12 protein-coding genes are annotated in these 12,960 nt (G+C 72.0%); 7 read left to right on the top strand and 5 right to left on the bottom strand.

Annotation, left to right across the window (positions count from 1 at the left end):
- Positions 1-555, bottom strand: coding sequence for a PadR family transcriptional regulator (locus V3C34_RS09225; protein WP_068324871.1), 555 nt, complete (start codon positions 553-555; stop codon positions 1-3).
- A gap of 56 nt (positions 556-611) precedes the next feature.
- Between V3C34_RS09225 and V3C34_RS09220 the strand changes: the two genes are divergently transcribed.
- Positions 612-1,001: a nuclear transport factor 2 family protein gene (locus V3C34_RS09220; RefSeq protein WP_338538268.1), complete on the top strand. Its 390-nt coding sequence runs from the start codon at positions 612-614 to the stop codon at positions 999-1,001.
- On the opposite strand, the gene V3C34_RS09215 is transcribed toward V3C34_RS09220, so the two are convergent.
- A complete protein-coding gene (locus V3C34_RS09215; protein ID WP_346006833.1) occupies positions 986-1,837 on the bottom strand; it encodes an SGNH/GDSL hydrolase family protein in 852 nt (283 codons plus the stop codon). The two genes, V3C34_RS09220 and V3C34_RS09215, sit on opposite strands and share 16 nt — an antisense overlap.
- Positions 1,834-3,852 carry an NADPH-dependent 2,4-dienoyl-CoA reductase gene (locus V3C34_RS09210; RefSeq protein WP_346006832.1) on the bottom strand — a complete coding sequence of 673 codons (2,019 nt, stop codon included), beginning with the start codon at positions 3,850-3,852 and terminating at the stop codon, positions 1,834-1,836. The genes V3C34_RS09215 and V3C34_RS09210 overlap by 4 nt, the downstream gene beginning before the upstream one ends.
- Before the next feature lie 129 nt (positions 3,853-3,981).
- On the opposite strand from V3C34_RS09210, the gene V3C34_RS09205 reads away from it, so the two are divergent.
- A complete protein-coding gene (locus V3C34_RS09205) occupies positions 3,982-5,181 on the top strand; it encodes a Fic family protein (RefSeq protein ID WP_346006831.1) in 1,200 nt (399 codons plus the stop codon).
- On the opposite strand, the gene V3C34_RS09200 is transcribed toward V3C34_RS09205, so the two are convergent.
- Positions 5,135-6,058, bottom strand: coding sequence for a LysR family transcriptional regulator (locus V3C34_RS09200; RefSeq protein WP_338538272.1), 924 nt, complete (start codon positions 6,056-6,058; stop codon positions 5,135-5,137). The two genes, V3C34_RS09205 and V3C34_RS09200, sit on opposite strands and share 47 nt — an antisense overlap.
- A gap of 70 nt (positions 6,059-6,128) precedes the next feature.
- Between V3C34_RS09200 and V3C34_RS09195 the strand changes: the two genes are divergently transcribed.
- On the top strand, positions 6,129-7,076 hold the full coding sequence (locus V3C34_RS09195; protein WP_346006830.1) for a YeiH family protein: 948 nt from the start codon (positions 6,129-6,131) through the stop codon (positions 7,074-7,076).
- 5 nt (positions 7,077-7,081) lie between these two features.
- Here the strand turns inward: V3C34_RS09195 and V3C34_RS09190 are convergent, their stop codons facing one another.
- Positions 7,082-8,440 carry an MFS transporter gene (locus V3C34_RS09190; protein WP_346006829.1) on the bottom strand — a complete coding sequence of 453 codons (1,359 nt, stop codon included), beginning with the start codon at positions 8,438-8,440 and terminating at the stop codon, positions 7,082-7,084.
- A 93-nt stretch (positions 8,441-8,533) separates the two neighbouring features.
- On the opposite strand from V3C34_RS09190, the gene V3C34_RS09185 reads away from it, so the two are divergent.
- The 4 genes from V3C34_RS09185 (at position 8,534) to V3C34_RS09170 (ending at position 12,945) form a co-directional block, all read left to right on the top strand.
- Entirely contained in the window at positions 8,534-9,274 is a 741-nt protein-coding gene (locus tag V3C34_RS09185) for an IclR family transcriptional regulator (RefSeq protein ID WP_346006828.1), read from the top strand.
- Positions 9,275-9,437: 163 nt separating this feature from the next.
- Positions 9,438-11,144 carry a bifunctional 3-(3-hydroxy-phenyl)propionate/3-hydroxycinnamic acid hydroxylase gene (locus tag V3C34_RS09180; protein ID WP_346006827.1) on the top strand — a complete coding sequence of 569 codons (1,707 nt, stop codon included), beginning with the start codon at positions 9,438-9,440 and terminating at the stop codon, positions 11,142-11,144.
- On the top strand, positions 11,141-12,091 hold the full coding sequence (locus V3C34_RS09175; RefSeq protein WP_346006826.1) for a 3-carboxyethylcatechol 2,3-dioxygenase: 951 nt from the start codon (positions 11,141-11,143) through the stop codon (positions 12,089-12,091). Before V3C34_RS09180 ends, V3C34_RS09175 begins: the two co-directional genes overlap by 4 nt.
- Positions 12,088-12,945, top strand: coding sequence for an alpha/beta hydrolase (locus tag V3C34_RS09170; protein ID WP_346006825.1), 858 nt, complete (start codon positions 12,088-12,090; stop codon positions 12,943-12,945). The genes V3C34_RS09175 and V3C34_RS09170 overlap by 4 nt, the downstream gene beginning before the upstream one ends.
- Positions 12,946-12,960 lie beyond the last annotated feature (15 nt).

The following is a 12,960-nucleotide window of genomic DNA, read 5'->3' as shown; positions in this document are numbered from 1 at the left end:
TCAGCCGGCGCGCGCCTCGAGCACCGCGAGGACCCGACGAGCCCACGCGACGTTTTCCTCCTCGAAGCTGATCCCCCGCAGTAGCGTCAGGTACTGCCCCACGCGCTCGCTCGTCGCGAGGTAGTCCTCCTCGCTGCGGCCCGCGAGCGTGCGCTCCTGCACGAGCCGATAGGTGGCGAGCTTGGCCTCGAAGGCCGCCAGCCGCTCGAGCACGTGCCCGCGGATCGCCGCCGGGTCGCCGGACTCCAGGGCCGCGACCTGGACGAGCAGCTCGTCGCGCACGGCGAGCGGCTTGGGCGAGCGCACGGTGTGGGCCCGCAGCGCCTCGCGTCCGGCGGCGGTCAGGCGGAAGACCCGCTTGTCCGGGCGCTTTGACTGGGCGACCGTCCGCGCGCGCACCAGGCCGGCCTGCTCGAGCTTGTCCAGCTCCCGGTACAGCTGCTGCGGGCTGGCGGTCCAGTAGTTGGCCACCGAGACGTCGAAGGCCTTGGCCAGGTCGTACCCGGACGACTCGTCGTGGGCGAGGGCGGTGAGGATCGCGTCCTGGAGGGCCATGAGCCGATCGTAGTTCGCCTCTGGCGGTTACTCATCTAGTTGAGTAGGTTCGACCCATGTTCCGGACCGCGATCGAAGCCCATGACATGGACGCCGTCGAGGCGCTCCTCGCCGACGACGTCGTCTTCCGCAGCCCCGTGGCGCACACCCCGTACCCGGGCAAGGCGATCACCAACGCCATCCTGCGCTCGGTCGCCGAGGTCTTCGACGACTTCCGCTACGTGCGCCAGCTGCAGGACGGTCGCGAGGAGGCCTACCTCTTCGAGGCGAAGGTCGACGGCCTGGAGATCACCGGCTGCGACTTCCTCACCTTCGACGAGGAGGGCAAGGTCGTGGAGTTCATGGTCATGACCCGCCCGCTCAAGGCCTCCCAGGCCCTCGCGGCGCGGATGGCCGAGCGGTTCCCGCAGATCCAGCAGGCGGCAGCGAGCTACTCCGCTCCCTGAGGAGGTCGCTCGGCGAGCTGCTCCGCTCCCTGAGGAGGTCGCTCAGCGAGCTGCTCCGCTCCCTGAGGAGGTCGCTCGGCGACCGTCTCGAAGGGAGTGAGCGTCGGCCGCTTGGCCACCCGCCCGTCCCCCGAAGAGCGACCGGTGAGCCGCCGACCGAGCCACGGGCCGACGTGCCGCCGAGCCCAGTCGGTCTCGGTGCGCAGGCTCCGTCGCGGTGGTGCCCCGTCGGGCACCTGGCTCCAGGTCTCCCCCACCGGCAGCCCGAGCGCGTGGGCGGCGCCCAGGGCGAGCCGCTCGTGACCGAGCGCCGACAGGTGCAGCCGGTCGTCGGCCCACGCCCGCCGGTCCTCGAAGATCGTGCCCGCCGTCCTCGCAGGCGGCTGCATGCCGTGCTCGTCGGCGAGGTGCTGGTAGATCGCGTTGAGCTGCACCCGCCGACGAGCGATCAGCCGACCGGCGGGGCTCACCGCGCGGATGTCGGGGATGGGGACGACGGCGACCCGGACCCCCTTCGCGGTGAAGGGCGCCACGATGCCCACCAGGGCGCGCCGCAGGCCCGGGACGTCGAGACGGGGGCGCAGCAGGTCGTTCATGCCGGCGGTGAGCGTCAGCACGTCCGGCTCCATCGCCAGCGCGGCCTCGACCTGGGTGTCGAGCACCTCCTGGGCCCGCAGCCCGCGCACGGCGAGGTTGGCGTAGCCCACCTCGCCGTGGTGGTCGGCGAGCAGCTCCGCGAGGCGGTCGGCCCACCCGCGGAGGGCGCCGTCGGGCCACGGGTCGTCGCCGACCCCCTCGGAGAGGCTGTCGCCGATCGCGACGTAGCGCAGCGTCACACCACCGACGCCAACCGGGTGCCCTGGTCGATGGCGCGCTTGGCGTCGAGCTCGGCGGCGACGTCGGCACCGCCGATGAGGTGGACGCTGACCCCTCGCGCGCTCAGCTCGTCGTGCAGGCCGCGGTTGGGCTCCTGCCCGGTGCACAGGACGACCGTGTCGACGGCGAGGACCTGCGCCCGTCCGTCGACCGTGATGTGCAGGCCGTCGTCGTCGATGCGCTCGTAACCCACGCCCGGCAGCATCGTCACGCCGCGCTGCGCGAGCTCGGCCCGGTGGATCCAGCCGGTGGTCTTGCCGAGCCCGGCGCCGACCTTGCTCGCCTTGCGCTGCAGCAGCGTCACCTCACGAGGCGCCGCCCGGTGCGAAGGGGGCACGAGCCCACCTCGAGCGGCGAGGTCACCGTCGATGCCCCAGGTCCGCTGGAAGGCCGCGATGTCGAGGCTCGCGTCGTCACCCGGGTCGGTGACGAAGGCCGCGACGTCGAATCCGATGCCACCGGCGCCGAGGATCGCGACCCGCTCCCCCACCGGGGCCACGCCGCGCAGCACGTCGAGGTAGCCGACGACGCTCGGGTGGTCCACGCCCGGCAGCTCGGGGATGCGCGGGGTGACGCCGGTGGCGATGGCGACCTCGTCGTACCCGGTGAGGTCGTCGGCCTCGACGCGGGCCCCGAGCTTGACGTCGACGCCGGTCTCGGCGAGGCGGTGGCGGAAGTAGCGCAGGGTCTCCTCGAACTCCTCCTTGCCCGGGACGCGCCGGGCGACGTCGAGCTGGCCGCCGATGTCGTCGGCGGCGTCGAAGAGGGTGACGTGGTGGCCGCGCTCGGCCGCGGTCGTCGCGAAGGCCAGCCCCGCCGGCCCGGCACCGACGACGGCGAGGCGCTTGGCCAGTCGCGTGGGTCCGATGACGAGCTCGGTCTCGTGGCAGGCGCGCGGGTTGACCAGGCAGGAGGTGATCCTGCCGCTGAAGGTGTGGTCGAGGCAGGCCTGGTTGCAGCCGATGCACGTGTTGATCGACTCCGGCTCCCCCTTCGCCGCCTTGGTGACGAAGTCGGGGTCCGCGAGGAAGGGCCGCGCCATGGAGACCATGTCGGCGAAGCCGTCGGCGAGGAGCTGCTCGGCGACCTCGGGGGTGTTGATCCGGTTGGTGGCGACGAGCGGGATCGAGACCTCGCCCATGACCCGCCGGGTCACCCCGGCCCACGCAGCACGCGGCACCTGCGTGGCGATCGTGGGGACGCGCGCCTCGTGCCACCCGATGCCGGTGTTGATGACGTCGGCGCCGGCCGCCTCCACCTCCTTGGCGAGGTGGACGACTTCCTCGAGCGTCGAGCCGTCCGGCACGAGGTCGAGCATCGACAGCCGGTAGACCAGGAGGAAGTCCTCGCCCACGGCCGCGCGGACGCGCCGGACGATCTCGAGGGGGAAGCGGATCCGCTGCTCGTACGGGCCGCCCCAGCGATCGGTGCGCTGGTTGGTGCGCGTCACGATGAACTCGTTGATGAGGTACCCCTCGGAGCCCATGATCTCGACGCCGTCGTAGCCGGCCTCCTGCGCGAGGAGCGCGCAGCGGACGTAGTCCTCGATCGTCTGCTCGACCTCGGCGTCGGTGAGCTCGTGCGGCACGTGGGGACTGATCGGCGCCTGGAGCGGCGAGGGCGCGACGAGGTCGGCGTGGTACGCGTAGCGCCCGAAGTGCAGGATCTGCATGGCGATCCGACCACCCTCGGCGTGGACGGCGTCGGTGACGACCCGGTGGTCGGCGACGTCCCGCGCGCTCATCATGACCGCGCCCCCCTTCGCCGGCCGGCCCTCCTCGTTCGGGGCGATGCCGCCGGTGACGATGAGGCCGGCTCCCCCCTTCGCCCGCTCGGCGTAGAAGGCGGCCATCCGCTCGAAGCCGTCCGGCGCCTCCTCGAGGCCGACGTGCATCGAGCCCATGATGACGCGGTTGCGCAGGGTCGTGGAGCCGATCGTGATCGGCTCGAGGAGGTGCGGGAAGGGCTGGGTCATCACGAACTCCGTTGGTCAACTTGTTGAGTAGGTGAACCATAGCGTGGACGTCCACCACGACCCCCTGAGGAGGTTGCGGCGCCACAGCTGACATAGGCTCAGCTACGTTGACTTATGTAAGGATGCAGCATGGATCAGCGCGCGACGACACAGGTCTCGTGGGAGACACTGCCGTGGGAGCGTGACACCGGGCGGCCCCTCTCCCGCGGTCAGCGCGCCCGGATCTCCTCCACCTACGAGGCTGCCGTCCCGGCCCGCATCGCCCGGCTCGAGCCGACCATCTCCCCAGCGACCCTCGCGGCCGCTGACGACGCCCGTGGGGAGATCTCTCGCTTCGATGCCGAGCTCTCGTCCATGCTGCCGGGCACGGAGCTGGCGCCGCTGCCCGCCGTCCTGCTGCGCACCGAGTCGGCCTCGTCGTCGCAGATCGAGCACGTGACCGCGGGCGCGCGCGCACTGGCCATGGCCGAGCTCGACCTGGCGCCGGCCGGGAGCAATGCCCAGCTCGTGGCCGCCAACGTCAAGGCGATGAGGCGCGCGGTCCGGCTCGCCGAGGACGTCACACCGCAGTCCCTGCTGGCCATCCACGATGCCCTGATGCACGACCAGCCCCATGCCGCTCCCGGTCGTTGGCGCACCGAGCAGGTGTGGATCGGCGGATCCAGCGCATCTCCCCACGGCGCCTCCTTCGTCGCGCCCGCCCACACCCGGGTCGAGCAGGCGCTCGAGGACCTGTGCGACTTCGTCGTCCGTCCGGACATCCCCTTGCTGCCCCAGTGCGCGATCGCCCACGCGCAGTTCGAGACCATCCACCCCTTCAACGACGGCAACGGCCGCGTGGGTCGCGCCCTGGTGCACGCGATGCTGCAACGCGGGGGGGCCACGACGCGGGCGACCGTGCCCGTCTCCGCCGGCCTGCTCGCCGACACGCAGGCCTACTTCGACGCGCTCTCCTCCTATCGGGAGGGCGACGTGGACCCGATCATCGACCGCTTCACCGAGGCGACGTTCGCCGCGATCGGCAACGGTCGCGCGCTCGCGCGCGAGCTCCTCGAGATCCACGTCGGGTGGACCGAGCGCATCCGCGCGCGACGCGACGCCGCGATCTGGCGGGCACTTCCCCTGCTGCTGGGTCATCCCGTCATCACGTCCGCGCTCCTCCAGCACGAGCTCGGCCTCTCGCAACCCGCTGCCGACCAGGTCATCGTGCGGCTCCGCGAGGCCGGGATCGTCACCCGGGCCACGGGCCGTCAGCGCTACGTGACCTGGGCGGCCACGGAGGTCACGGCTGCGCTCGACTCCTTCGCGGAGCGGGCCCGGCGGGGCTGACCTGCGCCACCTGGAGCAGCGCGGACGTCGCCGCGCTCATCCGGGCTCCCCTGCGCCATACCGCGGTCAGCGGTCGCGCCAGGTCGAGGGTCGTCGGGACGACGACGAGGTGGCCGGCGTCCACCTCGGTGGCGACCGCCCGCTCCGAGACGACCGCGGGGCCGAGGTCGGCACGGACCGCCCCGAGGAGTGCGGCGGTCGAGCCGGCCTGGAGGGCGATCGTCGGCGTCACGCCGAGGGCCCGCTCGAAGGTGCTGCGGCTCCCGCTCCCCTCCTCCCGCAGGACCCACTCCGCCCGCGCGAGCACCTCAGGACGAAGGGGGGTCCGCCGCCGGGCCCACGGGTGGTCGGGGTGGACCACGACGACGAGCCGGTCGGTACCGACGACCCGGTGGTCGAGGCCAGAGGCGCGGTCGGTGGTCTCGATGAACCCGATGTCGGCGAGCCGGGTGCGGACCATGTCGACGACCCGGTCGCTGTTGACGACGTGCAGCTGCGGGTGGACCTCCATGCGCTCCCGCAGCTCGCCGAGCCACCGCGGCAGGACGTGCTCGGCGACCGTGAGGCTCGCCGCGACCAGCACCTCGCCGCGCCTGCTGCCGGTGAGCGAGGCCAGGCCCGCGCGCATCGTGTCCACCTCGTGGAGCACCTGCCGCGCCCAGGCGACGACGGCCCGGCCGTCCGTGGTCAGGGTCGAGCCGCGCGGCGTGCGCTCGAGGAGGGTCAGCTGCCACCGCGCCTCGAAGGCCCGCACGCGTGCGCTCGCCGACGGCTGGCTGAGAGCTCGCCGGCGGGCCGCCGCGCTCAGGCTGCCGGTGTCGTCGACGGCCACGACGAGCCGGAGGGTCTCGATGTCGACGTCGGGAGGATCAGCCATAGACCCAGCCTATGACCAGGGACCGGATCGGGGTCTACCGGCAGGCGCCGTCGCGCGGCACGCTGCGAGGGTGACGACGACCCCGACCGCCCTCCCGCCTCTCGTGGCGGCTGCGCTGGCGATGCTGGTCTCCCCCTTCGTGCCCCTGCTCAGCCCGCTGCTGCTCGCGCTCGCGGCGGGGATGCTCGTCGCCAACTCCCGCCTCGCCGAGGTGCCCGTCGTCGCCCAGCACGCGCGGGCGACGCGGCTGCTCCTCCGGCTGGGCGTGGCCGGGCTCGGGCTGGGCCTGCCCGTCGGCGAGGTCCTCGCGATCGGGCCGGCCGGGCTGACGGTCATCGCGGTCACGGTCGCGGTGACCTTCCGCGGGACGCTCGCCGCGGGCCGCCGGCTGGGTCTCGACGAGGGGTTCGTCGTGCTGCTCTCGGCGGGGTTCTCGATCTGCGGCGCGGCCGCCATCGCCGCGATCGAGGACACCGTGCGCGGCCGGGAGCGCTACGTAGCGCTGGCCGTGGCCCTCGTGACGATCTTCGGCTCCGGCATGATCGTCCTCGTCCCGTGGGCGTCCGGGGTCATCGGCCTGACCGATCACCAGGCAGCGATCTGGGCCGGCGCCAGCATCCACGAGGTGGCGCAGGTGGTGGCCGCCGGGTCGCTCATCGGGGCGCCCGCCGTGGCCCTCGCGACGACCGTCAAGCTCGGTCGCGTCGCGCTCCTCGCACCGATCTCCGCGCTGCTGGCGAAGGGGGCGACGGGCACCCCCGCCCCGCTCGTCCCGTGGTTCGTCCTGGCCTTCGCCGCGGCCGTGGCGGTGCGCTCCACGGGCTGGCTGCCGGCACCGGTGCTCGGTGCCGGCAGCCTCGTGACGACCCTGCTGCTCGCTGGTGGGATGTACGGCCTGGGCCTGGGCATCCGGGTGCGCGAGCTGTGGCCGTTGCCGGCACAGGCGCTGGTCCTCGCGACGATCTCGACGCTCCTCGCGGCCGGGACCTCGTTGTGCCTGGTCGTCGTGCTCGCCTGAGCGGATCAGCCGACGAGCGCGTCCTCCCGGACCTCCACCCTTCGCCCGCTGCGCCGTGCCGCGGAGCGCGACAGGACGACCGCGATCCCGCTGATGACGTAGGCCGCGCCGATGTACCACGCCAGGCCGGCCGTGTCACCGTGCCCGCCCACGAGGCGCTGCGCGACGAGCGGGGCCAGTCCGGCGCCGAGGAGCGAGCCGAGCTGGTAGGTCAGCGACACACCGGAGTAGCGGGCGGTGGGCTCGAAGAGCTCGGAGAGGTACGCGCCGACCGGGCCGTACATCGTGGCCTGGATCAAGGGGTTGCCGACGAGGAAGGCGATGGTGATGAGCGTGGCGTCCCCGCTGCTGAAGAGCATGAACATCGGCCACACGGCGACCGCGGAGAAGACGGCACCGCCGACCATGACCTGCTTGCGGCCGAGGCGGTCGCTCAGCGCGGCGAAGGCCGGGATGGTGAAGATGTGCACGAAGTTGCTCAGCGTCAGCATGTAGAGCGCGGCCTCGCGCGAGATCGCGCCGCCCTCGACGACGTAGGGGACCATGAAGACCGCGAGCAGGCCCTGCATGAAGAGCGGCGCCATGACCGCGAGGCTGCCGAGCACGATCGTCGAGCGGTACTGCGTGAAGAGCACGGCCATCGGCAGGCCCGTGTGGACCTCGCCGCGCTTGCGCGCCGCCTCGAACTCCGGGCTCTCCGAGACGCGGGTGCGCATGTAGAGGCCGACCGCGACGACGACGGCGGACAGGAGGAAGGGGATGCGCCAGGCCCACTCGGTGAAGGCCGGGCCGGCCACCCCGGAGGTCACCGCGAGGACAAGGGTGGCCATGACGGCGCCGAAGGGGGCGCCGGCCATCGCGAGCGAGGCACCGAAGCCCTTGGTGCTCGAGGAGCTGTGCTCGCCGGACATGAGCATCGCGCCGGCCCACTCACCACCGACGGCCAGGCCCTGAACGAGGCGCAGCACGGCGAGGAGGATCGGCGCGGCCAGGCCGATGCTCGCGGCGGTCGGCATGACACCGATGGCCATCGAGACGATGCCCATGACGAGCAGCGTGATGACGAGCATCCGCTTGCGGCCGATCTTGTCGCCGAAGTGGCCGAACAGCAGGCCACCGATGGGCCGGGAGACGTAGCCCGTGAAGAGCGTCAGGTAGCTGAGCAGGACCCCGGTGCCGTGGTCCAGGTCGGAGAAGAAGAGCTCCGGGAAGACGAGACCGGCCGCGGCCGCGTAGAGCAGGAAGTCGTAGTACTCGACGGCCGAACCGATGAAGCTCGAACCCTGCGCGCGGCGCCGCTCGCGCGGGGTCGTCGTCACGAGGGCCGCGGGCGTCGCGGGTGTGGTCAGATCATCGTTGATCAAGAGGGGGCCTCCAAGTCAGGGGTACTGGGTACATTGGCGGGACGGCGCCGGCCGGCGACCAACGGCCGTGCCACGTGGTGGCACGATGGGGGCATGCCCAAGCAGGTCAGCTCGGTCGAGCGCGCGGTCCAGCTCCTGGCGATGGTTGACCACTTCGGCGGCGAGGGGCTCGGCGTCAGCGAGCTGGCGCGCCGCACCGGCATCCCGAAGTCGACGGCTTTCCGCCTGCTCCACACACTCGAGGCAAGCGGTGCCGTCGAGCGGCGCGGGGAGCACTACCGCACCGGACCGCTCTTCGGCTCTCACCTGGTCCTCCCGGACGAACCCCTGGTCGCCAAGGTCCAGGAGCGGCTCACCCCCTTCCTCTCCGTCCTCTACGAGCAGACGCGCGAGACCTGCCAGCTCGGTGTGCTGCGGGACGGCGAGCTGGTCTTCCTCAACAAGCTGCACGGCGTGCACCGCGCCCACTCCCCCTCGCGGATCGGCGGGCGCGCTCCCGCGCACGCGACCTCGCTCGGCAAGGTCCTGCTCGCCTTCGACCGGGAGGCGGCGGACCTGGTGTGCGCTTCGGAGCTCACCGCCTTCACCGACCGCACGATCACCGACGGCGACGAGCTGCGGGTGGAGCTCGCCCGCGTGGCCCGCTCACGGATCGGCGTGGACGACAACGAGTACGTCGAAGGGGTGAGCAGCGTCGCCTCCGTCGTCACCGACGCGGACGGTCGGGCCGTCGCGTCCCTCGCCCTCACCGGGCCCACGAGCGTGGCCCGCGCCGGCTACGAGCCGCTGCTGCTCGACGTCTGCGCCCGGGCGAGCGCCGCCATGCGTCGGTAGCCCCTTCGAGACGGTCGCTTCGCGACCTCCTCAGGGAGCGTCAGGGATCTCGGGCTCAGGGAGCGTCGGGGATCTCGGGCACGTGCCACTCGGTGGCACATCGGGTGGGGCGGGTCGCGTCGCGCTGCGACGGTGTGCCGATTGACCCCGAAGGAGTGGTGACATGCAGACCGAAGTAGTGATCGTCGGGGCCGGCCCGACCGGCCTGGCCCTGGCCAACCTGCTGGGCCGCTACGGCCGCAGCGCGATCGTGCTCGAGACCCGCAGCGACCTCATCGACTACCCGCGCGGTGTGGGCCTGGACGACGAGTCGATGCGTTCGATCCAGACGATGGACCTCGTCGAGAGCGTCCGCCCGTACACGATCCCGCATCACGTGATGCGCCTCGTCAACGGCAAGGGCGAGACGATGATCACCAACGCGCCGCAGGGTGAGCCCTTCGGCTGGCCGCGCAAGTTCGGCTTCATCCAGCCGCTCGTCGACCGCCAGCTCTTCGAGGGCCTGGCCCGCTTCGACGACATCGACGTGCGCTTCGGTCACCAGGTCACCGACACCCGCGACCTCGGCGACCACGTCGAGGTCGTCGCGACCGTCACCGACGCCGACGGCACGACGCGCGAGGAGACGATCACCGCGCAGTACGTCGTCGGGTGCGAGGGCGGTTCCTCGCCGACCCGCAAGCGCATGGACGTCGAGTTCGTCGGCCACTCCCCGTCGACCCGCTGGGTCGTCATCGACGTGCGCAACGACCCGCTCGGCCTGCCCAACGTCTACCTCGGCGCCGACCCGGCCCGGCCGTACGTCTCGATCGGCCTGCCGCACGGCATCCGCCGGTGGGAGTTCATGCTCTTCGACGACGAGCCGAGCGAGCGCGTCGAGGACGACGAGTTCGTCGCCGCGCTGCTCGAGGACCACGTCCCGGACTCCTCGACGCTCGACGTCATCCGCCGCCGCGTCTTCACCCACCACGGCCGGATCGCGAGCCGGTTCCGCCAGGGCCGCGTCCTCATCGCCGGCGACGCCGCCCACCTCATGCCCGTGTGGATGGGCCAGGGGTGGAACTCCGGCATGCGCGACGCCACCAACCTCTCGTGGAAGCTCGCGACCGTCCTTGCCGGTCAGGCGCACGACTCGCTCCTCGACACCTTCGAGACCGAGCGGCACGACCACGCCAAGGCGATGATCGACCTGTCGATGACCTTCGGCAACATCATCAAGCCGACCAACCGCGTGGTCTGCGGGGCGCGTGACCTCGCGTCCCGGGCGCTCAACCTCAGCCCACGGGTCAAGGACTACTTCGCCGACATGCGCTTCAAGCCCATGCCGTTCTACGCGAAGGGGGTCGTCGTCGCCCCGGACACGCTGGTCGCGGGCGAGCAGCCCCGCAAGCGCACCTCCGGCTTCATGACCGTGAAGAACGCGGTCGAGAAGTCCACGCCCGTCGGCAAGCAGTTCCCCCAGCCGCGGGTCAACACGGCCGAGCACACCGGCGCCCGTCTCGACGACGTCACGGGCACGTGGTGGACGGTCGCCGCGTGGGGCAACGACCCGGCGCGCCTGTTCACCGACGAGGAGCGGGCACAGCTGCGGCACATGGGCGCCCGCTTCGTCTCCTTCATGTCCGAGACGCAGCGGCCGTGGGCCGAGGCCGAGTACGCGGGGTCCGGCACGCTCGTCGTCGGTGACGTCGACGGCGCGCTCAAGGGCTGGTTCGACAAGCACGCCGTCGGTGTCGTCTTCCTGCGGCCCGACCGCTTCGTCGGCGCGACCTGCCTGGCGCAGGAGTCGGGTCGGGCGCTTGCTGCGCTGCGCACGGCGATGAGCGCGACGGCGGTCCCGGCGGTGCAGCTGGCGGAGGTCGCGGCATGAGCCTCTCCCTCGTCGCGATGTCGCACACACCCCTGCTGCACCGGGTCGAGGTGGACCCGCAGGTGCGGGCCGAGGTCGACGGTGCCTTCGAGGCCGTGCGCGCCTTCGTCGCCGAGGTCGACCCGGAGCTGGTCATCACGATCGGGCCGGACCACTACAACGGCTTCTTCTACGACACGATGCCGCCCTTCTGCCTGGGGCTCGGCGCCTACGGCCTGGGTGACTACGGCACCGCGTCGGGCGCGCTCGACGTGCCGGCCGACATCGCTGAGGACCTCGCCCGGCACGTCCAGGGCGAGGACATCGACCTGACGATCTCGCGGGCCATGGGCGTCGACCACGGTGCGGTGCAGCCGCTCGAGGTGATCTTCGGGGCGATCGACACCGTCCCGACGATCCCCGTCTTCGTCAACGGCGTGGCCGCCCCCTTCGTCCCGATGCGCCGGATCCGCGCGCTCGGCGAGTCGATAGGCCGCTGGGCCGCGGGTCGTCCCGAGCGCATCCTCGTCATCGCCTCCGGCGGCCTGAGCCACGACCCGCCGGTGCCGCAGTGGGCCACGGCCACCCCCGAGGTGCGCGCGGGTCTGCTCGACGGGCGCAACCCGACCCCGCAGGCGCGCGCCGCCCGGGAGCAGCGCGTCGTCGACACGGCGCATGCCTTCGCCGCGGGGACCGCGACGATCCTCGACCTCAACCCGGAGTGGGACGCGCAGTTCCTGCGGGTCTGCCGCGAAGGGGAGGTCGCCGCCTTCGACGACTACGACACCGACGAGATGGCCGCGACCGCGGGCAACTCCTCGCACGAGGTGCGCTCCTGGGTCACCGCCTTCAGCGCCCTGTCCGCCGTCGGCGACTACGCCGTCGAGCTCGAGTACTACCGACCGATCCGCGAGTTCATCGCCGGCTTCGGCGTCATGACCGCACGCACCAAGGAGATCACCGCATGACCGCCACCACCGAGACCACCGAGCTGACCTACGAGTCCACCAGCCGCATGGTCAGCACCCGCCGCTGGACGATCCACATCAACGAGGCCGGCACGCAGCACGACGAGGCGATCTTCCTGCTGCACGGCTCCGGCCCGGGCGCGACCGGCTGGAGCAACTTCTCGCAGAACATCCCCGCGCTCGCCGAGCACTACCGGGTCATCGCCGTCGACATGCCCGGCTGGGGCGAGTCGGACCCCGTGACCTGGCAGGAGCGCGACCACTCGACCGCGCTGCTCGACCTCATGGACGCCCTGGAGATCGAGCGGGCGACGATCATCGGCAACTCGATGGGTGGCGGCACGACGCTGCGCTTCGGCTACGAGCACCCCGAGCGGGTCCACCGCCTCATCACCATGGGCTCCTCCTCCGGCGCCCCGACGCTCATGGGGGCGGCCGGCCTGACCGAGGGGCTGAAGGTCCTGCAGAAGGGTTACCGCCAGCCCTCCTTCGAGACGATGAAGGAGCTCGTGCAGGTCATGACCTTCGACTCGGCCAACGCGACCGACGAGCTCATCCAGGGCCGCGCCGACACCGTGCTCGCGCACCCTGAGCACGCGCAGAACTTCATCGACGGCACCGGCAAGAAGCCCGTCGTCGAGCTCGACCACGCCCGCCTGCGCGAGATCAGCGTGCCGACCCTGCTCTTCCACGGCCGCGACGACCGCGTCGTGCACTTCGAGCACTCGCTGCGCCTGACCTCGCTCGTGCCCAACTCCCGGCTCTACCTCATCAACGGCTGCGGCCACTGGCTGCAGACCGAGCACGCCCAGGAGTTCACCGACCAGGTGCTGCACTTCCTGCGCACCAGCTGACACAGCTCTGCTGGT

This window comes from Janibacter terrae, assembly GCF_039636765.1.
Lineage (GTDB): Bacteria > Actinomycetota > Actinomycetes > Actinomycetales > Dermatophilaceae > Janibacter > Janibacter terrae.
This window is presented reverse-complemented; position numbering and strand designations above follow the sequence as displayed.

Excerpts from the sequence above, each read along its gene's own strand:
- V3C34_RS09225 (WP_068324871.1), bottom strand. The coding sequence starts at position 555 with ATGGCCCTCCAGGACGCGATCCTCACCGCCCTCGCCCACGACGAGTCG.
- V3C34_RS09220 (WP_338538268.1), top strand. The coding sequence starts at position 612 with ATGTTCCGGACCGCGATCGAAGCCCATGACATGGACGCCGTCGAGGCG.
- V3C34_RS09210 (WP_346006832.1), bottom strand. The coding sequence starts at position 3,852 with ATGACCCAGCCCTTCCCGCACCTCCTCGAGCCGATCACGATCGGCTCC.
- V3C34_RS09205 (WP_346006831.1), top strand. The coding sequence starts at position 3,982 with ATGGATCAGCGCGCGACGACACAGGTCTCGTGGGAGACACTGCCGTGG.
- V3C34_RS09200 (WP_338538272.1), bottom strand. The coding sequence starts at position 6,058 with ATGGCTGATCCTCCCGACGTCGACATCGAGACCCTCCGGCTCGTCGTG.
- V3C34_RS09185 (WP_346006828.1), top strand. The coding sequence starts at position 8,534 with ATGCCCAAGCAGGTCAGCTCGGTCGAGCGCGCGGTCCAGCTCCTGGCG.
- V3C34_RS09180 (WP_346006827.1), top strand. The coding sequence starts at position 9,438 with ATGCAGACCGAAGTAGTGATCGTCGGGGCCGGCCCGACCGGCCTGGCC.
- V3C34_RS09175 (WP_346006826.1), top strand. The coding sequence starts at position 11,141 with ATGAGCCTCTCCCTCGTCGCGATGTCGCACACACCCCTGCTGCACCGG.
- V3C34_RS09170 (WP_346006825.1), top strand. The coding sequence starts at position 12,088 with ATGACCGCCACCACCGAGACCACCGAGCTGACCTACGAGTCCACCAGC.